This window comes from Mediterraneibacter sp. (assembly GCF_030825015.1).
Lineage (GTDB): Bacteria > Bacillota > Clostridia > Lachnospirales > Lachnospiraceae > Mediterraneibacter.
In genome coordinates this window covers 32,753-52,680 of sequence record NZ_JAPJQP010000004.1, presented here as the reverse complement: position 1 = coordinate 52,680, position 19,928 = coordinate 32,753, and the positions used below count along the sequence as shown (strand labels likewise).

The following is a 19,928-nucleotide window of genomic DNA, read 5'->3' as shown; positions in this document are numbered from 1 at the left end:
TAGCATCTATGCGCGTTATTCATCCTCGTCTTCTGCCATCCGGTAACCGACGCCGACTTCGGTAAAAATATATTGAGGCTGGGCAGGATCCTGCTCTATTTTGCGGCGGATATTTGCCATATTGACACGGAGAATTTTATTATCGTCATCGGCGTAAGGTCCCCATACGTTTGCAAGGATTGCGGCATAAGTAATGACTTTTCCGGAGTTCTGTGCTAAATAGGCGACAATTTTGTATTCGATCGGGGTTAGATGGATCGGTTTTCCGTGGATTGTCAGAAGTCTCTTGGAAAAATCAAGTGTCATATCCTTATGTTTGTAAGAACGTATATAGAAGGTGCTGTCTGTGAGCAGACGATTACTGTGGCGCAAAGAAGCGCGGATACGTGCAAGAAGCTCAGACGTCCCAAAAGGTTTTGTTATATAGTCATCAGCGCCCAGATCAAGAGCCGCGACTTTTTCGCGCTCGGCAGTACGGGCGGAAATGACAATGATAGGGGTGCTGGTCCAAGTGCGGACTTCCTGAATGATCGAACATCCGTCAATATCAGGAAGTCCGAGGTCAAGGAGGATGATATCCGGACAGCGGGAACGGGCTGTTTCAAGTCCTTGCTTACCGGTATTGGCGTAAAGTACCTGATAATCATGCCGTTTCAGTACCTTTCCCATGAAAGTCTGTATATTTTTTTCATCTTCAATAATCAAAACAGAAAATTTAGGCATTGGTTATACTCTCCTTTTCTTTTGGAAGTGTGAAGGTAAATTCAGCGCCATGTCCGTGGTTAGAAGCATGGATTTCACCTTCGTGGGCTTCGATGATCGTTTTGCAGATTGATAATCCAATTCCGATTCCTTTATGGTGGTCTGTATGGTTACCAAAGCTGCGCTGCCCTTCAAATATGTAGGGTAGTTGTTCAGGGGCGATTCCGTTTCCATAATCACGAATGCAGAATGAGATACAATTCTTTTCCGGTGTGATGATCAAATCAATATGTTCTGTACTCCCGGAATGAACTGCGGCATTTTCCATCAGATTAATGAGAACCTGTTCGATGAGAGTTGCATCCATAGGAATCATGAGAAAATCATTCGGCATATGTACTTTGATACGAATATCCGGTATACGCTTCTGAAGCCTCTGAATCGCCTCAGAAATGACTTCTTCTACAACCTCCGGGGATTTCTTTACCTTGTCATGGGAATTGTTGTCTATGCGCGTAATTGTGAGCAGATTTTCAACCATATTTAACAGCCATTCGGAGTCTTCTTTAATGTTGTTGACAAGTTCGGTGCGCTCATATTCCGTCAGATCTGAACTGTTCTCCAAATAGGAAGAGGACGATCCAATAATGCCTGTAAGCGGTGTGCGGAGATCATGTGATACAGCGCGAAGCAGATTCGCCCGAAGTTTTTCCTTGTCGGCTTCGACTAGAGCTTTTTCCTTTTCAGCCGCAGCTTTTTGCTGCTGTTTCAGGGAAGTTGTCGTTGCACTTGTGATCAATGTAATCGCAAGCATTCCGATAAAGGTTACGGGATATCCGTCCAATGAAAAATTAAATTTAAAAAATGGATAGGAAAAAAGAAAATTAACGGCAATGACGCAGAATACAGAGGCAACAATGCCATATATATAACCAGAAGTTTTAAGGGCGGTCAAAATGAGCGCAAGGGTATAGATCACGGCAATATTAGCCGAATTTTTATTCCCGAAATAAAAGAAACAAAAAGAGACGGCAGTTGCGGTGAGAAGCATGAAAATCGTAAATATTGTGTCAGAAATAATATTTTGTCGTTCTGTTTTTTCGTGATATCTGTTCATAGTATATTAAAAAAGCATGGAGAGCGGTCTTAGACCGGCTCTCCGTTTTTGTATTTCTGAAGAACATGCTGGATTCTTTCGTTCGGGCTTAAGATAGAACTGAGAGATCCGTCATGATTTAAAGTATCGATGATCAGAGCGATATATTTGCTCATATCACAGTTGATATAATACGGTTTAGACAAAAGCTCCGGTGTCTGGTAGATCAGGTTCGTTGTGAGGATACCATTGATGATACCATCGTTGTAAGCTTTGTCGAATTTTTCCATTCCGTTTGTAAACAGACCGAATGTAGCGGCTGCATAGATTCGTTTTGCTTTGCGCTGCTTTAATTCTGTGGCAACGTCGATAATGCTGTCTCCTGAAGAGATCATGTCGTCAATGATGATGACATCTTTTCCTTCTACAGAAGAACCGAGGAATTCGTGAGCAACGATCGGGTTGCGTCCGTCTACGATTTTTGTGTAATCGCGGCGTTTATAGAACATACCCATATCAAGTCCGAGTACATTGGCAAGATATACAGCGCGGTTTGTTCCTCCTTCATCCGGGCTGATTGCCATCATATGGTCCGCATCGATCTGTAAGTCTTTGACATTGCGGAGCAGACCTTTTATAAACTGGTATGTCGGAGACACTGTTTCAAATCCGTTCAGCGGGATCGCGTTTTGTACACGCGGATCATGTGCGTCAAAAGTAATGATGTTTTCGACTCCCATGCGTACAAGTTCCTGCAGAGCAAGAGCACAGTCCAGTGATTCACGGGAACTTCTCTTGTGCTGACGGCTTTCATATAAAAACGGCATGATAACATTGATGCGGCGTCCTTTTCCGCCAATGGCAGCAATGATTCTCTTTAAGTTCTGGAAATGATCATCAGGAGACATGTGATTTGTCTTTCCGGCAAGAGAGTAAGTAATGCTGTAATTACATACATCTACCATAAGATACAGATCCTTTCCGCGAACGGACTCTCCGAGAACACCTTTTGCCTCTCCTGAACCAAAACGCGGAACTCGGGCATCAAGAAGATAAGAATCCTTTTCATATCCTGAAAATGCAATATCATCACGAAAAGCATGTGCACTTTCGTGTCTCCATTTTACAAGATAGTCATTTACTTTCTTTCCGAGTTCTTCGCATCCCGTAAGGGAAATAAGACCAAGACTTCCTACCGGAATATTTTCCAAAATTCGTTCTGTTCGGCGTAACATTAATGTACCTCCCTGTTTTTTAATTTTTTCTTGATTCGTATATCATCACCGATTATCTTTAACAACGTATAATTGCTTGTGATTCTCGAGAAAGAACGCTCTGTGTACAGATCTGCAAGCGATTCAAGAGAAAGATTTGTTGAGATGATCGTTGACTTCTTATGGATGAGGCGTTCATTGATACATGTAAAAAACTGTGCGGCAATAAACGCGTTTGTGTACTCGCTTCCGAGATCATCTATTATAAGAAGATCACAGTTGAAAATATAGTCATTTCTGTTCTTTGCATCGACATCATTGCGGTCAAATTTTGACTGTGTGAGTACACTGAAAAGCTGCGGAGCAGAGAAATAAAGCACGGAAAATTCTCGTTCCATGATTTCTCTTGCAATGCAGGTTGAAAGGAACGTTTTTCCTACTCCTACGCTTCCGTAGAAAAAAAGATTATTGAAGTCCTTTCCAAAATGATCTATAAATCGATGGCAGACAGCTAAAGTTTCTTCCATCATAGTGCGGGCATTTTTTCCCGTTGTTTTATCATACTGGGAAGCAGGATAAAAATCAAGGTCAAAATAGTCGAAAGATGCTTCTGTCGGAAATTCTTTAATATTAGACTGTTCATATAAAAGCCCGATAACAGAACGTTTGAAACAGTGACATTTTTCGTTTCCGATATATCCGGTATCCTTACAGTCCGGACAATCATAGATCGGTTCAAGATAATCCTCGGGAAATCCGGCAGAAGTGAGCAGTTTTTTCTTACTCTGACGGAGAATCTCAAGTTCTTCTTTCAGGGATGTCAGCGCTTTAGGATCACCGTTCAACAGTTTCTTCCCGTATTGAACGGAAAGGATGGAAATGGATTCATCCAGCGACTTAAATTCCGGAAGCTTCTCATATACTTCTTCATAACGTTTTGTTTGGATATCGTGGTTTTTCAGGCGTGTCTGTTCATATTCCCGCATCAGTGCATAATATTGTGAATTTTTAAGTGCCATGAAAATACTCCTTCTATCGTGCCGTTTCTGTAACAACAGCGAATATTAATTGCTTTTCAACAGCTGTTCCTCAAGAGATTCCATATCATAGCTGCGGCGTTCAAAATTGTTGAGATTTTTAGTCAGTGGTTTTGGACGCGCTGCGGATCTTGCTGCTGAGGTCTGCTTTTGATGTGCTTCGTCAAGTGCGGTAATGTCTTTCAGATGACGAATATTATGTTCATGCCATTTCGTTAAAATAGAATCGGCATATTCAAAGCTGGGCTGATGAGTAGCGGTAATCGTCCGTCTGCATGCTTCTGCGATAATATCCGAGGTGAATGCATACTGTTCGGACCATTTTTTTATAAATTCCAGTTCCGAAGCAGCAGGACCGCGGCCTTTGATACCGAATGCATTCAGTACGGTGTAGCAGCATCTTGAATAGAGCATAGATTGTTCTTTTGCCTGTGAAACAGTTTCGATTCCTTCTTCTACCCATGAAAAAGCAACTTTTTTAATGTAGTGGATATTTTTATGTCCGTTTTCCACACAGGATTCAATCAGGTATTCAATCAGATCTGCCGACATATGCAGTGTATCATAAAAATAAGTGATTGTCTCCATTTCAGTATGTGTTAATGTCTTTCCCAAATATTGTTCGGCAATAAACAGGAGAGATTTGATTTCTTTTTGAGCCCGGAATTCATCGATGGCAACGGCTTTTTGTACTGTCGCTTTTAATACAGAGCGAGCCGGAGCAGCTGACGGCGATATGATTTCTTCCTTATGTACAGGACAAGCTGTATTTTTCAGTGTATCTGTATCGGATGCAGGTACGTCTGAGCCGGCCTGTAAAGAAACCCGGCATTCAGATTCAGACTGCTGTGTGATCTGAACAGACTGCGATTGAACGGATTGAACAGTCTCTTGAAGCTCAAGAGCAGTGAGCTTGCCGTCGGCATCATATTCTGAACGAAGAAGTCCTTCGGATTCCCAGTATCTAAGTGCGCGCAGGATGTCTTTTTCAGTGTTGTTGAGACAGTCTGCGATCATAGAAAGTGTCAGCTTGGAAGAACAACTGTTAACATGGCGGAGAAGGAAAAGATAGACTTTCACAAATTCGCCGTTTGCGTTAATCATATAATTGTCGATAAAATCGTTTGGAAGCAGTGTTGCGTTTGTCTGAAATTTATTTTTTAGTGTCAGTGTGTTCATAGATATCCCATCCTGTTTTATCATTCCTAAATCTTTCTGTAAATTGCATCTTAATTGTTCAGTGTTCTTTTTGGGCAAATCCGTGTGAGGATCGTTTTAGCTTATGGATATGCATGGACTGAACAGGGGTTAACAAAAAGCGGACATGGAATCCGCTTTTGTCAGGTGTTTCTTATATTTTATCATTTTACAGTTGCGTTAAAAAGAGAATTTTTGTTGGTAACTCCCTCTTTTTTGTAGATAACTATGTGAAGAACTTGTGAATAAGTGCTGTGATGCCTATTTCAGCAGATCCTCGCCGATCGTAACGACATCTCCGGCGCCCATTGTGATCAGCAGATCACCGGGGCGGCAGTTCTCTTTCAGAAAGTCTTCGATCTGAGAGAAACTTGGAAAATAATGTGTGTCCGTTCCAAGCTTTGCTGTTTCTTTTGCAAGGTCTTCAGAGGAAATGCCTAAAGTATCCGTTTCTCTTGCTGCAAAAATATCGGCGAGCACGAGGTGATCGGCATGCGAAAGTGCCTCTGCAAACTCATGAAAGAACGCTTTTGTTCTTGTGTAAGTATGTGGCTGGAATACACACCAGACACTGTTGTGAGGGGAATGCTGAGCCGCTTTTAACGTAGCGTAAATTTCGGTCGGGTGATGTGCATAATCATCGACAATGGTCACTCCGTTAAATTCTCCTTTGTACTCAAAACGACGATCTGTTCCGGTAAAGGATAAAAGTCCCTTTTTCGTAACTTCCATCGGAATTTCGAGAATATCTGCAACAGCGATGGCAGATAAAGCGTTTGAAACATTGTGATCTCCGGTTACGGAAAGCTGGATATGATCTGTGTGTTTGCCATGGCGGATCAAATCAAATGCCACATGTCCGTTTTCATCATAAGTAATGTGATCTGCGCTGTAATCAAAGCTGCCGTTTGTTCCATAAGTTATGACGTTGCAGGAAAGTCCTTCGTATATTTCGGAATGCTCTTTAATTTCGCCGTTGATAACAAGCGTTCCGTCATCAGGAAGCAGTTCTGCAAACTGATGGAAGGAATGGCGGATATCTTCTAAATCTTTAAAGAAATCAAGATGATCTTCTTCAATGTTAAGGATTACGCTGATCTTCGGGAAGAAATGCAGAAAACTGTTTGTATATTCGCATGCTTCTGTAATAAATGTGCCTGAATTCCCGACGCGGATATTTCCGCCGATTGCTTTTAAAATACCGCCGACTGAAATTGTCGGGTCAAGATCACCTTCCAGTAAAATGTGAGAGATCATGGAAGTTGTCGTTGTCTTTCCATGTGTTCCTGAAACGGCGATCGGTGTATCATAATTTTTCATAAGCTGTCCGAGCAGTTCGGCGCGGGTCAGCATCGGAATTTTCAAAGCGACTGCTTCGATCAGTTCAGGATTACTTCTGTTAATAGCTGCTGTGTAAACAACGCAGCCGATATCCGGCGTAATATTTTCAGCTTTCTGTCCGTAGATGATCTGAGCGCCTTCGGATATCAGTTTTTTCGTTAAAGGTGATTCTTTTGTATCAGAACCGGATACGGTGAAACCTTCTTTCAGAAGAATTTCAGCAAGTCCGCTCATGCTGATACCTCCGATACCTATAAAATGAATATGGATCGGTTCATTAAAATCGATTTTATACATAAGGAGTCCTCTTTTCTTTTCTCATCTCGATGAGTTGAAACCATTCTTTTTATATGTGGAACAATTTTTTTGAAATTTTAGTCATAAAATATCATAGCCTACTATATTATACTATATATGCAAAAAATTGAAAGAAGTTCTTTTTGTGCGAAATAAACAAAAAGTTAAAAATGTTAAAGAAAAAATTGTAAAAAATGCTTGGATAAACATGAAAGTATGGTATAATGAATGTATCTAACTAGAAATGAGGTGACGTAATGTTTAAAAAAGAAATGATTGCTATGCTTTTGGCCGGTGGGCAAGGCAGTCGCTTGGGGGTTTTAACGGCAAAAGTTGCGAAACCTGCTGTAGCATTTGGAGGGAAATACCGTATTATAGATTTCCCGTTGAGTAACTGTATTAATTCGGGAATTGATACAGTCGGTGTGTTAACACAATATCAGCCGCTGCGGCTCAATACTCATATCGGTATTGGCATTCCGTGGGATTTGGACAGAAATGTCGGAGGGGTATCGATCCTGCCTCCTTATGAAAAGAGTTCAAACAGTGAGTGGTATACCGGTACTGCAAATGCAATTTATCAGAACCTTGATTATATGGAGACGTATAATCCGGATTATGTGCTTATTCTTTCAGGAGATCATATTTATAAAATGGATTATGAAGTGATGCTTGATTTCCATAAAGCGAATAATGCAGATGTGACGATTGCAGCAATGCCGGTTCCGATCGAAGAAGCAAGTCGATTCGGTATAGTTGTCACAGATAATGACAGCAGAATTAAAGAATTTGAGGAAAAGCCGGAGAAACCAAGCAGTAATTTGGCATCAATGGGTATTTATATCTTTAGCTGGCCGGTGTTGAAGGAAGCGCTTATTAAGTTAAAAGACCAGCCGAACTGCGATTTTGGAAAACATATTATTCCATATTGCCATGGCAAAGGGGACAGGCTTTTTGCATATGAGTACAATGGTTATTGGAAAGATGTCGGAACATTAAGTTCTTACTGGGAAGCAAACATGGAACTGATCGATATCATTCCGGAGTTTAATTTATATGAAGAATTCTGGAAGATCTATACGAACAGCGCGAATATTCCACCTCAGTATATCGCACAGGAAGGTGTAGTGGATCGGTGTATTATCAGTAACGGAACAGAGGTGTACGGAGAGTTACATAATTCGGTTTTAGGCGGAAGCGTTGTTGTCGGAAAGGGCAGCGTTGTTCGTGACTCTATTATAATGCAGGGCGTGACGATCGGAGAAAACTGTGTTATTGATCGGGCGATTATAGCAGAGGATACTGTGATCGGAGATAATGTTGTGATCGGTATCGGAAGCGATGTGCCGAATAAAACGAAACCAAATATTTACAGCGGAGGACTTGCAACGATCGGTGAGAATTCTGTGATTCCGTCAAACGTGCAGATTGGGAAAAATACTGCCGTCAGTGGTGTGACTGTAGCGGAAGATTACGAGGATGGCGTACTGGCAAGCGGTGAAACCTTGATAAAGGCAGGTGAGAGAGTATGAGAGCAGTAGGACTTATTTTAGCAGGAGGAAACAACAGGAGAATGCGTGAGTTGACTGCGAAAAGAGCAGTGGCTGCAATGCCGGTGGCAGGAAGTTACCGGGCGATTGATTTCGTACTCAGCAATATGACAAATTCTCACATTCAGAAAGTTGCGGTGCTGACACAATATAATGCCAGATCGCTGAACGAGCATCTGAATTCTTCAAAATGGTGGGATTTCGGAAGAAAACAGGGCGGATTGTTTGTGTTTACCCCGACGATTACGGCAGATAACGGCTACTGGTACAGAGGAACGGCGGATGCCATTTATCAGAATCTTGATTTCCTGAAAAAATGTCATGAACCGTATGTGATCATTACTTCAGGAGATGCCGTTTATAAGATGGATTATAATAAAGTTCTTGAATATCATATCGCGAAGAAGGCAGATATTACAGTTGTGTGTAAAGATCTGGAGCCCGGCGAAGATGCGACCAGATTCGGAACAGTTCGCATGAATGAGGAGTCAAGGATTGAGGAGTTTGAAGAGAAACCTATGGTAGCTCATTCTCAGACAATCTCTACAGGAATCTATGTTCTTCGCAGAAGACAACTGATTGATCTGATCGAGCATTGTGCGGAAGATGAGCGACATGATTTTGTAAATGATATTTTGATCCGTTATAAAAATCTGAAGAAAATATACGGATACAAAATTAACAGTTATTGGAATAATATTTCCACTGTGGATGCATATTATAAGACGAATATGGATTTCCTGAAACCGGAAGTGAGAAATTACTTTTTCAGGAAACTTCCAAGCGTGTATTCAAAGGTGAGCGATCAGCCGCCTGCAAAATATAATCCCGGAGCGGTTGTTAAGAACAGCCTTGTTGGCAGCGGAAGTATTGTAAACGGAACGATTGAGAATTCCGTGATCTTTAAAAAAGTATTTGTCGGAAATAATTGCGTGATCAAAAATTCGATCATATTGAATGATGTGTATCTGGGGGATAATACATATATCGAGAATTGTATCGTAGAGAGTCGGGATACGATCAGAGCGAATACAAGATACGTCGGAGAAAACGGTGTAAAAGTCGTAGTAGAGAAAAATGAGCGTTACGCATTGTAAAAATGCATAATGTGCAAACGAGGCAGAGAAGAAAGGCATGCGGCAGGTGTTCGCTTGAGAGGGCTTGACGTAAATCTATGAGAGAAAGGAGATCTGAAGCTATGCAGATCACAGATGTACGAGTGCGAAAAGTTGCAAAAGAGGGAAAGTTAAAGGCAGTAGTATCCATTACAATCGATGATGAATTTGTTGTTCATGATATTAAAGTGATAGAGGGGGAGAAAGGAATGTTCATTGCAATGCCAAGTAAAAAAGCAATGGACGGCGAGTACAGGGATATCGCACATCCGATCAATTCCAATACGAGAGAAAGAATTCAGTCGATGATTTTGGAGAAGTACGAGCAGTCTTTGGCAGAAGAAGCAGATGCGGCAGATGCATAAAATGTATAATATAAGATGAACATATAAAGTGTACCCTAATAAAAGAAAACACATGAAAGAAAATTGTGTTAGATTATTAGGGTACATTTTTTGCAATGGAGACCGCTTACAATCCCGAAATATGCCTTTTGGCACTTCCGGTGATTTATTGACTGACTATGACAGTCTGATAACCGGCGCTTCGAAGCAGACGTTCCATGTCTGCTGCATCTGCCAGCGTAGGAAAAACGCCTACCATAACACGATATAATCCGTTTCCCTCGGTGATAGAAGCAGGAAAATCTAGTTCGGATAACTCCTGCTGAAGGCGTTCGGCATACATTGCATTTCGAAACGCACCTACCTGAACCGTGTATCGGGGCGGCAATGGTATGACAGGACTTACATTTTCATCAGGAAGCGGAGTAATCGGAGCCTCGTTTTCATCAGGGAGCGGAGCAACAGGTATTTCGTTTTCGTCAGGAAGCGGAACAGCAGGTGTGTTGATCCCGAGAGTGTCAAGAATCCCTTCAGCGATAGCGAGAGCGATGTCACTGAAATTATCATCAAACAGCATGTTGTCCGTGTCAGAGTTGATGAATCCAACTTCTACAAGAACGGCAGGCATTTTTGTTCGCCGCAGGACAACAAGTCCGGGACGCGCTTTTACTCCAAGATTTACGAAACCGATCCCTTCTAATTGCTCGTTTATATTTTCTGCCATTTCCAGTTTAATACCGGATTTGTCGTACACGAGGGATTCTACTCCTGAGACAGCATTTGGCTTAGGAAAAGAGTTGCGGTGAATAGATATGAAAAAGTCTACGTCCGCTTCATTTGCTTCCATTGCTTTCTGATAAGGTGATTCGTAAATGTCAGTTGTGCGAGTATAAAGAACATCAATTCCTCGTTCCTGCAAAATCTGTCCGATGGCAAGAGTAAGTGCAAGAGTATCAGTCTTTTCCTGCCGCCCGTTGTATACGGCTCCCGGATCACGGCCCCCATGTCCGGCATCAAGCATAATTGAGTATGGCAAAGTAATCTCCTCCTGAAATCTTATCTGATCTATATAAAATATGCCTGTAAGAAAATAATGTGACAGAAATAATGTGAGAAAAGTAAAGACGCTGTACTTGATATTGCTAAAAATATTTAAAAGATAGATATGATTGTGAATGATACACGGCTGTTTATAAAAATTATAAAAAGTTAAGAATTGGAGTACTTTATGCGAAAAGAAGGCAAAGTGATCTTTTGCTATATAGTTGAATCGAATAAAGTCTGTTTTGCAAGAACTGCCGCGTTTTCTTCCATATTGCAGGACAAGTGATAAACAGGCGTCGTTTTTAACAGGACGTCAAGAAGGGAGAGCAGTGTATCCATGCGTTCAGCGTGTTTGCTGTACTGCGGCAGATTATAAAGAAAATAAGGAAGTGCCTCTTCGGTCGTTAATTTTTTCATGACATTTAGCTCGTTTTGTTCAAGAAATACAACGGCATGAAGAGGCGCTTTTATATTTTCGTTTTCATCGCTGTTCCCGCTGAATGGTGTTCCGTATACGGTAAATGAATTTCCGAACAGGCGAAGAGCCGGTTTGTCATCGTTAATAATATGTACGGCATCCTTCCCGAAATATTTCTGCCACAGGCGAGTGTGGGTTGATTTTCCGACACCGGAATCTGCGGAGAAAAGCACTGCTTTATCTTTGTAGGAGATTGCGGAAGCATGAAGGACAAATCCTTGATGTTTAATCAATTCAAGAGAAAAACGTGATGATAAAAGGATCAATTCTGCTTCGGAAAGAGTCAGATGCGGATATTTCTCCTGGTATTTTTGAATCAGTTCGCTTTTAGGATTTAAGCGGATATCAGTTGCGGGCCACGATGATTCTGAAGTTTCAGGCAGTCGATATTTATTGGCTCTTCGCTTCATAATGTCGTAGCGGCAAGTCATTGAAATATTTAGATCGGCAAAGCGATAGTTGTTCATCATGAAGACCTCTTTCTTAAATGTTTTAAGGTTTAAAATGTGCTTTTATAAGAAACTCGAAGTAAGTATAACACATGAGAAGCGAGAAATGAAGGAATTTTGAGGAGGATACATAACAGGTGAAATAAGCAGGATGTATAAGAAATGGAATGTTTGACAGTGAAATTGATATGCCTAAGAAGTGAAATGTTTGATAAGATAACAAATGGAATATTTGATATTATTGATGATAAAATAAGAAGATAGTGTTAGAATAGAAAAGGCAAAAAGAGAGAAAAGAGGGATAACAAAAAGAAATGAAAAACAAGATGGAAAAATCTACCATCCGCTGGATTTATCAGTATAGTAAAAAATCGCTTTGGTTCGTGATCTTACTGGCGCTTATCAGTGGAGCGATTGCGGGCAGTTTTATTTTGCTGGCGCTCGTTTCCAGCAGTCTGCTGGATGTTGCAACAGGTGTGAAAGAGGGCAGTTTAGGCGTACAGATTTTTCTGATAGCAGGTCTTATTTTCCTGCAGGCGGTTTTGAATATCGTGAGCAGTAATGTAAGGATTCATGCGACAACGAAGATAGAGATGCATATTCGTCAAGGCGTTTTTGCGGCGGTATTGAAAAAACAGTATCAGCAGGTGTCTAAGATCCATTCAGGGGAAATACTGAATCGGCTGACAAGTGATATAGATATTGTAGTAGGGGGGATTGTTGGTCTGATCCCGCAGGCGATTTCTATGATCACGAAGATCGTGGCAGGACTCGCGGTTTTGTTTTCGATCGACGCTCGTTTTACAGCGGCGGTATTAGGAATAGGGATTATCGTGTGTATTTGCAGCCGTGTTTACAGCCGGCATTTTAAATATTTACATAAAGAAGTACAGCGGACAAACGGAGTGGTGCGTTCTTATATGCAGGAATGTATTGAAAATCTGGTCGTTATAAAATCTTTTGCAAATGAATATGCGGTATGCGGTAAACTGAATGAGTTTCAAAAAGATAATTATCGTATACGGATCAAGAGAAATGCAATCAGCAATTTGGCGAATACGCTTGTCTATGTCCTGTTTACTACAGGGTATTATGCGGCTCTTGTATGGGGCGCGTTTCAGATTTCTTTTGGCGTTATGACGTTTGGAACATTGACTGCATTTCTTCAGATCATTCAGCAGATTCGGGCGCCGTTTCGAAATGTGTCGGGATTGATCCCGCAATATTACAGTATGCAGGCATCTGCGGAACGTCTCATGGAGATTGAACAGCTGGAAGAAGAAAGTCAGCGGGTTCAGATTGAAGATGTGGCGAAATTTCAGCAGGATTTTCAGGCTCTTGTGGCAGAGCATGTGACATTTGCTTATCAGAACGGCGATCCTGTATTAGAAGACGTTTCTCTTCGGGTTAATAAAGGGGATCTGATTGCGATTGTGGGAGAATCAGGAATCGGGAAAAGTACAATGATGAAACTGATGCTGCATTTGATGCCATGTGAAAAGGGAACGCTTTATTTTGAGACAGCACATGGAAAGATCGGGATCGATGCCGGAACAAGAAACATATTTTCGTATGTTCCTCAGGGAAATATGATTATGTCCGGAACGATCCGGGAGAATATTACGTTCTGTAATCATGAGATTGGAGAGGAAGAAATCAAAAGGGCGGCGGAAATCGCATGCATTTGGGATTATATAGAGACACTTCCGCAAGGATTGGAAACGGTACTGACAGAGCGGGGAGAAGGGCTGTCTGAAGGACAGATCCAAAGAATTGCGATTGCCCGCGCTGTATTAAATGACGCGCCGATCTTGCTGTTGGATGAGTGTACTTCGTCTTTGGATAAAGATACAGAATGGAGAGTTCTTCAGAATCTGAAGAAAATGAATACAAAGACGATTATCTGTATTTCACATACAGCGGCAGGTGTGGCATGCTGCGACAGGGTTGTCGAAATTGAAAACAGAAAGTTTAAAGAGGTATCAAATGAAAATTAAGCAAGAGTGGCATCAGTTATTGGAGTTAATAAAATTTAGTTTAGGGCAGGGAAAAGCTCCGGTTATGGGAGCGGATACAAAGTGGGAAGACTTTTATAAAATATGCCGTTTTCATAAAATTCAGTCCATGGTCTGCCCGGGAATCCAGAAACTTCCGAAAGAACAGCAGCCGCCGGAAGAGATTATGAAGCGATTTCAGGAAGCGGAATCGATGGAGATCGCAAGAGATGCGGTGCAGGGATTTTCGCAGGAAGAACTGTTGAGAGAATTTGAAAAAGCGGGCGTATCTGTTTTGCCGCTGAAAGGAATATTAATGAAGCAGTTTTATCCGGTTACAAGCATGCGGATGATGGCGGATTTGGATATTTTGTATGAGACCGGAAAAGGCGAAGAAGTAGAAGCAATTTTGACCAGCCTTGGATATTATTGCGATCACAGAGATAATCATCATGATGTGTTTTTCAGGAAACCATTTATGAATATCGAGATGCATCATTGTATGATCGGCGAAAATTCTTTATTAGATGCATATTATGAAGATATTTGGAAACGGGCGCATCGGGAAGACGGAAAAACATACATCTGTCGACTGTCGTGGGAAGATTTCTATATATTTATGATCGCCCATATGGCAAAACATTTTCAGGAAGGCGGATGTGGAATCCGTTCGATCGTAGATATATGGCGCTTCTTAGATAAGATGCAGACAGGTTTGGATTGGGATTACATCCGGCAGGAATTGCGGAAAATAAAATTAGATCAGTTTGAACGACATATGTGCACACTTGTTGCTGTCTGGTTTGGCGAGGAAGAAGAAACGGAATTCTACGCACAGCTTACAGAACTGATGATGCAGAGCGGAATATATGGAACGATTGCGAATTATAATGTACAGCATGTGGCAGGCGCGGATAAACACGTTTGGAAAGGCCAGATCAAAGTGTGGATGGAAGCGATATTTTTACCGTATGATGGGATGAAAATGCAGTATCCGTATTTGGAAAAATATCCGTTTCTCCTTCCGGCAGCGTGGATACAGCGTATTTTTCGGACTTGCTTTTGCAGGAAAGGCAGAGCAGGAGAAGTGCTTTCCGGCATGAAAGTAGAAGGCGGAGAAGTGAGAGAACGACAGGCGCTTTTTGAAAAATTAGGGTTATCCTAAAAAGGGAAAAGAAAAAGGAAACCAAGATTGTCTCACCGTCTTTTTCGGTGCAGGCGTCTGACAGACGGAGTTCTTTTCCTTAAATTATCAGAGTGTGCGAACAGTGAAAGAAAATTGCTTTTTGTGTTGTTATAATATACAAAAAATGTTTTAAAAACTAGACAAACTAAACAAAGTTTATGCTTTGCAGAAATAAGATGTGCTCAATAATTATAAAGATGCTATAATAAATATAATTATGTTTGGCAGTGTGTAGATTTTGATATTTATGCAAAATGTCATAACAGAAATTGAAAAGGAGAAGGTATATGAAAAAGAAAATAGTGAGCTGTTTGTTGGCAGCGGCTATGGTCGTAAGCAGTGGAGCGGCTGTTCCCGGATTTTTCTTTGCGCCTGAGAAAGTGCAGGCTGAAGAGAATGATACAAAAGCGGGAAGTGAGAACCTTGCATTAAAAGGTACGGCTGCGGCAAGCCATGCGGAGACGGATTCTACATCGGCTGCTAAGGCGATCGATGGAAATAAAGGTACGCATTGGGGTACGGCACCGGACAGAGTGACAAATGAGTGGATCGAAGTGACTCTTGAGAAGCCAACAAAAGTAAGTGAGATCAAAGTGTTCTGGGAGAGAACCGGAGCGACAGGCAGTCATCAGAATAATATCAAACAGTGGAAAGTTGATGTGAAGACGATGAGCGGCGAGTATAAAAATGTCTATGAAAAGGCAGATGAAGGTACATATGCGCCGTCAGAGCAGACGATTACACTGGAAGCGGATAAGCAGGAAGTTGTGACTGCGGTTAAGATTACAGTGAATAAAGCAGATAAGGGTCCGGATGATTTCTGGAGCAATATCGGTCTTAGTGAAGTGGAAGTTTACGGAGAAGAGTCTGATATAGAAGCAACGGAGAATACGAACCATGTGCAGGGAACAGGTGTGACTGCAGAAGCATCTACGACAGAGGCGGGTTCACTTCCTGTTTCTAATATTAAAGACGGTAATAATCAGACGCGCTGGGCTTCTGATTACACAGATGCAAAGGCACAGACAGTAACGGTAACGTTTCCGAAGCTGACTCTTGTAAAAGAACTGGATTTTGATCTTTTTACGAGAAACGTAGCGCCGATGCCTTCGAATGTGAAGTCATTTGATCTTATTTATACAGATGCAGCAGGGGCAGAGCATACGGTTAAGATTAATAATGAGAAATCTGCGGAAAGCGGAAAGACAGGCTATGTGACAAATGTACAGCACATTTTTGAAACACCTGTTTATATGAAGAGCTTTAAGATGGCGAATTTTGATCTTCAGATCGATATTGAGGGAACGAACGGGTATAACAATATCAGTATTTCGGAAGTGAGAGCATACTCCAATGATCAGTCTGAGACGCCGCAGGATCAGACACTTGACGAGGTTGTTGCTTCGATCAAAGGAACTAAGATTGCAAAAGATGTGAAAGAGTTTGCGCTTCCAAGCGTTCCGGAAGGATTTACGATCGAGTCAAACGGCGCTGATTTTGAGCAGATCATTGGCGCAGCGGATAAAGAGACAGGTAAAATTCCGGTTGTTCATCCGATGACAGATAAAGAAGTGAAGATTTCGTTCAATGTCACAGAGACGAAAACAGGAACTGTGAAGAATACAGGAGATCTTGTGTTTACGGTAGAAGGAACAAAAGATACTTCAAAAGCGAAAAATGCGAAACCGTCAGTTATTCCGGAGATTCAGGAATGGTTCTCGGAATCTGATCAGAAAGTAGCGGTTGATACGCTTACAGAAGTGACGTACAGCGATGATTCCCTGAAAGCGATTGTAGATGAATTTGTAGCTGATTATAAGAATTTTACAGGCAAAGAGTTAAAAGCAGGCAAGAGCAGTGAAGGGAAGGCAAATGCGTTTAACTTTAAGAAAGCCGCTCCTGACGCGCTTCTTGGCGATGAAGGGTATACAATGGATATCAAGTCGGATCGGATCGACGTACAGTCAGTTTCCGTGACAGGAAATATGTATGGTATGCAGACGATCCTTCAGATGTATAAGGGCAGTGAAGGCAGTGGATACAGCATCGGTACGATGCGTGATTATCCGAGATACGAGACAAGAGGATTCCTTTTGGACGTTGCCCGCAAGCCGGTTTCTCTTGAGATGATGCAAGAGATCACAAGAACGATGCGTTACTATAAGATGAATGATTTTCAGGCGCATCTGTCGGACAACTATATTTGGCTTGGTGAGTATGGAAAGAATGGAACGGAGGAAAATGCTTTTGATGCGTATGAGGCGTTCCGTCTTGAGTCCGGTTTGACAAATGAAGCAGGAGAAAGTCCGACGGCAAAAGATTACTCGATTACAAAAGAGCAATTCAAGAAATTTATCGCAGATGAGCGCGCGGTAGGTATGAACATTGTTCCTGAGATTGACGTTCCGGCTCATGCATTATCGTTCACAAAAGTTTGGCCGGAATTGAAAGTGAGCAATGGGATTCATAATAGTAATCCGCTGATCGATCATTTTGATTTGACTAATGAAGCTGCGGTTGCAAAGATCAAAGAGATCTTTGACGATTATACAAAGGGAACGACCCCGACTTTTGATAAGGATACAGTTGTTCATATCGGAGCGGACGAGTTCATGGCAGATCCAAAATCATACAGAGAGTTTGTCAATGAGATCATCCCATATGTAGATCAGACGAATACGGTTCGTATGTGGGGCGGTCTGACGCAGATTAAAGATAATCCTCCGACAGAAATCAACAAAGACGCTATTGATGGCGTTCAGATCAATCTTTGGTCAAAGGACTGGGCAGACGGAATCGATATGTACAATATGGGATACGATCTGATCAACACGATTGACGATTTTGGATATCTCGTTCCGAATGGAGATTATAAGAGACTGAATGCTTACGGGGATTTGCTGAATATAGATCGCATTTTTAAAGACTTTGAAGTAAATAAAGTTAGAACACAAAACGGAGCTTATAAAGCAGTTCCGTCAGGAGACGATCAGATGCTCGGCGCGGCGTTTGCTTTGTGGAGCGACAATATTGATAAGAAGGCATCGGGACTTTCCGAATCTGACTTGTACTGGAGATTCTTTGATGCAATGCCTTTCTATGCGGAGAAGACTTGGGCGGCGACAGGACAGGAAAAAGGAACTTCTGCGGCGTTAACGTCTCTTGCAGAGAAGATGGGAACAGGCCCGAATACGAATCCGTATTATCAGGAGAATAAAAAAGGCGATGATTATGAGAAATATGAGTTCGCTGATATGAAAGACAGTTCAGAAAACAAACGTGATCTGAAAGAAGGAAAAGGTGCGGAAGTCAAAGACGGCGTGTTGAACCTTGGTGATGAAGAAAGTTATGTGACAACACCGATCGAACAGCTTGGAAACGGCAATGTTCTTTCCTTTGACCTTGAGTTGAGTAAACCTTCCAAACCGGGAGATATTCTGTTTGAGACAGATTCTGCATATGGAACACATGATATCCGCGTGATGGAAAACGGAAAATTAGGATTCACGAGAGAGCTTTACGATTATTATTTCGATTACGAACTTCCGGTAGGTAAGAAAGTGAATCTGAAGATTGTTTCTACACAGCAGAAGACAGAATTATTTGTAGATGGCGTGTCCGCAGGAACAGCAGTCGGAAAATTTGTGCACAACGGACAGGTGAAGAAAGATGGCATTACAAACGCTACGTTTGCGCTGCCGCTTGAGAGAATTGGATCCGAGACAAATGCACTTGCAGGAAAGATTGATAATGTTGTTGTATCTGTCCTGAATACGGAAGATAAATACAATAAGAAGGATTGGAAGATTACAGCAAGTTCTGAATACTCTGCTAATAAAGAAAACGAAGGAGAAGTTGTCAAGGCGTTTGATGGAAAATCTGTTACAAAATGGCATTCGGAGTGGCAGGCAGGAGAAGGAGAGACAAACGAAAGACTTCACGACGGAGCGCCTAGCGGACAAGGTACAGTCGATACGGTTTACGCACAGGCAGAGTTTGACAAAGGCTATGAGATCGACAAGATTGCATTTACACCGAGAACGGATCAGCCGAGCGGATATGTGACAAAAGCAGACTTATATATCCAGACAGAAAAAGACGGAGAGATGAAGCGGGTTGTTACAGACGCACAGTTTGCGGCAGATAAGACACAGAAAGTGTTCCATTTCGATAAGCAGACAGTATATGGATTCAAGTTTGTTGCGAAAGCGTCAAATGACGGATGGGTGGCAGTATCTGAATTCAATATTGGCGATGAGATTGCCGGACTTAGCAAAAATACGATTTTCGTAAATGCAGAGAAAGGCGGAAAAGCTGAGATCGTCGGCGCTGAGGCAGGCAAACCGTTTGAGGCGGATAACGGAACGAAGGTAACGGTAAAAGCAACTCCTGACAAAGATTATCATTTTGTAGGATGGTATCATTCTTCCGATGCAGAAACACCGGTTTCTACAGAAGCAGAGTATGAATTTACAGTATCCGGAAATTACGCGCTGACAGCGAAGTTTGAAAAAGATAATGTTACGCCTCCGGTTGAGACAAAAGATGTTACATCGATCGATAAACCGGAAAAAGTAACAGCAGAAGAAGGGACGACATTTGAAGACCTTCAGAAAGATCTTCCGAAGACAGTGACTGTACACTTTGGCGAAGGCGAGAAAGCGGAGGCGGCAGAAGTAGAAGTGACATGGGAAAAAGGTGACTATAAAGGAGAAGCAGACAAGACATATACGTTAAGCGGAACACTTGGAACCCTTCCTGAAAATGTTACAAATACAAAGGGTCTGAAAGCAGAGATCGAAGTTGAAGTGACGAAGAAAGAAGTTACACCTCCGGTTGAGACAAAAGATGTTACATCGATCGATAAACCGGAAAAAGTAACAG

14 protein-coding genes are annotated in these 19,928 nt (G+C 41.8%); 6 read left to right on the top strand and 8 right to left on the bottom strand.

Features of this window, described 5'->3' with window-relative positions; genetic code table 11:
- Window positions 1-15 precede the first annotated feature (15 nt).
- The 6 genes from RCH61_RS03685 to murC form a co-directional block, all read right to left on the bottom strand.
- Window positions 16-723 (bottom strand): response regulator, encoded by a 708-nt coding sequence (locus RCH61_RS03685; protein WP_178006273.1) that lies wholly within the window; start codon window positions 721-723, stop codon window positions 16-18.
- Entirely contained in the window at window positions 716-1,819 is a 1,104-nt protein-coding gene (locus RCH61_RS03680) for a sensor histidine kinase (RefSeq protein ID WP_178006274.1), read from the bottom strand. Before RCH61_RS03680 ends, RCH61_RS03685 begins: the two co-directional genes overlap by 8 nt.
- 29 nt (window positions 1,820-1,848) lie before the next feature.
- Window positions 1,849-3,033 (bottom strand): ribose-phosphate pyrophosphokinase, encoded by a 1,185-nt coding sequence (locus RCH61_RS03675; protein ID WP_178006275.1) that lies wholly within the window; start codon window positions 3,031-3,033, stop codon window positions 1,849-1,851.
- Window positions 3,033-4,031, bottom strand: a complete 999-nt coding sequence (locus RCH61_RS03670; protein ID WP_178006276.1) for an ATP-binding protein — start codon at window positions 4,029-4,031, stop codon at window positions 3,033-3,035. The genes RCH61_RS03675 and RCH61_RS03670 overlap by 1 nt, the downstream gene beginning before the upstream one ends.
- 45 nt (window positions 4,032-4,076) lie before the next feature.
- Window positions 4,077-5,228: a DnaD domain protein gene (locus RCH61_RS03665; protein WP_178006277.1), complete on the bottom strand. Its 1,152-nt coding sequence runs from the start codon at window positions 5,226-5,228 to the stop codon at window positions 4,077-4,079.
- A 279-nt stretch (window positions 5,229-5,507) separates the two neighbouring features.
- The gene (gene murC, locus RCH61_RS03660; protein ID WP_178006278.1) at window positions 5,508-6,884 is read right to left on the bottom strand and encodes a UDP-N-acetylmuramate--L-alanine ligase; all 1,377 of its coding nucleotides are present in this window, start codon (window positions 6,882-6,884) and stop codon (window positions 5,508-5,510) included.
- Window positions 6,885-7,141: 257 nt separating this feature from the next.
- Between murC and RCH61_RS03655 the strand changes: the two genes are divergently transcribed.
- The 3 genes from RCH61_RS03655 (at window position 7,142) to spoVG (ending at window position 9,914) form a co-directional block, all read left to right on the top strand.
- Window positions 7,142-8,416: a glucose-1-phosphate adenylyltransferase gene (locus tag RCH61_RS03655; protein WP_178006279.1), complete on the top strand. Its 1,275-nt coding sequence runs from the start codon at window positions 7,142-7,144 to the stop codon at window positions 8,414-8,416.
- Window positions 8,413-9,531 (top strand): glucose-1-phosphate adenylyltransferase subunit GlgD, encoded by a 1,119-nt coding sequence (gene glgD / locus RCH61_RS03650; RefSeq protein ID WP_178006280.1) that lies wholly within the window; start codon window positions 8,413-8,415, stop codon window positions 9,529-9,531. Before RCH61_RS03655 ends, glgD begins: the two co-directional genes overlap by 4 nt.
- A gap of 101 nt (window positions 9,532-9,632) precedes the next feature.
- Window positions 9,633-9,914 carry a septation regulator SpoVG gene (gene spoVG / locus RCH61_RS03645; RefSeq protein ID WP_178006281.1) on the top strand — a complete coding sequence of 94 codons (282 nt, stop codon included), beginning with the start codon at window positions 9,633-9,635 and terminating at the stop codon, window positions 9,912-9,914.
- 145 nt (window positions 9,915-10,059) lie between these two features.
- On the opposite strand, the gene RCH61_RS03640 is transcribed toward spoVG, so the two are convergent.
- Window positions 10,060-10,929: an N-acetylmuramoyl-L-alanine amidase gene (locus tag RCH61_RS03640; protein ID WP_306479905.1), complete on the bottom strand. Its 870-nt coding sequence runs from the start codon at window positions 10,927-10,929 to the stop codon at window positions 10,060-10,062.
- 221 nt (window positions 10,930-11,150) lie between these two features.
- On the bottom strand, window positions 11,151-11,885 hold the full coding sequence (locus RCH61_RS03635) for a hypothetical protein (RefSeq protein ID WP_306479904.1): 735 nt from the start codon (window positions 11,883-11,885) through the stop codon (window positions 11,151-11,153).
- Between the two features lie 293 nt (window positions 11,886-12,178).
- Between RCH61_RS03635 and RCH61_RS03630 the strand changes: the two genes are divergently transcribed.
- The 3 genes from RCH61_RS03630 to RCH61_RS03620 all read left to right on the top strand — a co-directional run.
- On the top strand, window positions 12,179-13,861 hold the full coding sequence (locus RCH61_RS03630; RefSeq protein ID WP_306479903.1) for an ABC transporter ATP-binding protein: 1,683 nt from the start codon (window positions 12,179-12,181) through the stop codon (window positions 13,859-13,861).
- Complete coding sequence (locus tag RCH61_RS03625) at window positions 13,851-15,023, top strand: nucleotidyltransferase domain-containing protein (protein ID WP_306479902.1); 1,173 nt, start codon at window positions 13,851-13,853, stop codon at window positions 15,021-15,023. The genes RCH61_RS03630 and RCH61_RS03625 overlap by 11 nt, the downstream gene beginning before the upstream one ends.
- 308 nt (window positions 15,024-15,331) lie before the next feature.
- Window positions 15,332-19,928, top strand: a 4,597-nt coding sequence (locus RCH61_RS03620; protein ID WP_306479901.1) for a family 20 glycosylhydrolase, incomplete at its 3' end; no start/stop codon positions are given.

What these genes read in the sequence shown, in the direction of transcription:
- RCH61_RS03685 (WP_178006273.1), bottom strand. Translation starts at nt 723, where the DNA reads ATGCCTAAATTTTCTGTTTTGATTATTGAAGATGAAAAAAATATACAG.
- RCH61_RS03680 (WP_178006274.1), bottom strand. Translation starts at nt 1,819, where the DNA reads ATGAACAGATATCACGAAAAAACAGAACGACAAAATATTATTTCTGAC.
- RCH61_RS03675 (WP_178006275.1), bottom strand. Translation starts at nt 3,033, where the DNA reads ATGTTACGCCGAACAGAACGAATTTTGGAAAATATTCCGGTAGGAAGT.
- RCH61_RS03670 (WP_178006276.1), bottom strand. Translation starts at nt 4,031, where the DNA reads ATGGCACTTAAAAATTCACAATATTATGCACTGATGCGGGAATATGAA.
- RCH61_RS03665 (WP_178006277.1), bottom strand. Translation starts at nt 5,228, where the DNA reads ATGAACACACTGACACTAAAAAATAAATTTCAGACAAACGCAACACTG.
- murC (WP_178006278.1), bottom strand. Translation starts at nt 6,884, where the DNA reads ATGTATAAAATCGATTTTAATGAACCGATCCATATTCATTTTATAGGT.
- RCH61_RS03655 (WP_178006279.1), top strand. Translation starts at nt 7,142, where the DNA reads ATGTTTAAAAAAGAAATGATTGCTATGCTTTTGGCCGGTGGGCAAGGC.
- glgD (WP_178006280.1), top strand. Translation starts at nt 8,413, where the DNA reads ATGAGAGCAGTAGGACTTATTTTAGCAGGAGGAAACAACAGGAGAATG.
- spoVG (WP_178006281.1), top strand. Translation starts at nt 9,633, where the DNA reads ATGCAGATCACAGATGTACGAGTGCGAAAAGTTGCAAAAGAGGGAAAG.
- RCH61_RS03635 (WP_306479904.1), bottom strand. Translation starts at nt 11,885, where the DNA reads ATGATGAACAACTATCGCTTTGCCGATCTAAATATTTCAATGACTTGC.
- RCH61_RS03630 (WP_306479903.1), top strand. Translation starts at nt 12,179, where the DNA reads ATGAAAAACAAGATGGAAAAATCTACCATCCGCTGGATTTATCAGTAT.
- RCH61_RS03625 (WP_306479902.1), top strand. Translation starts at nt 13,851, where the DNA reads ATGAAAATTAAGCAAGAGTGGCATCAGTTATTGGAGTTAATAAAATTT.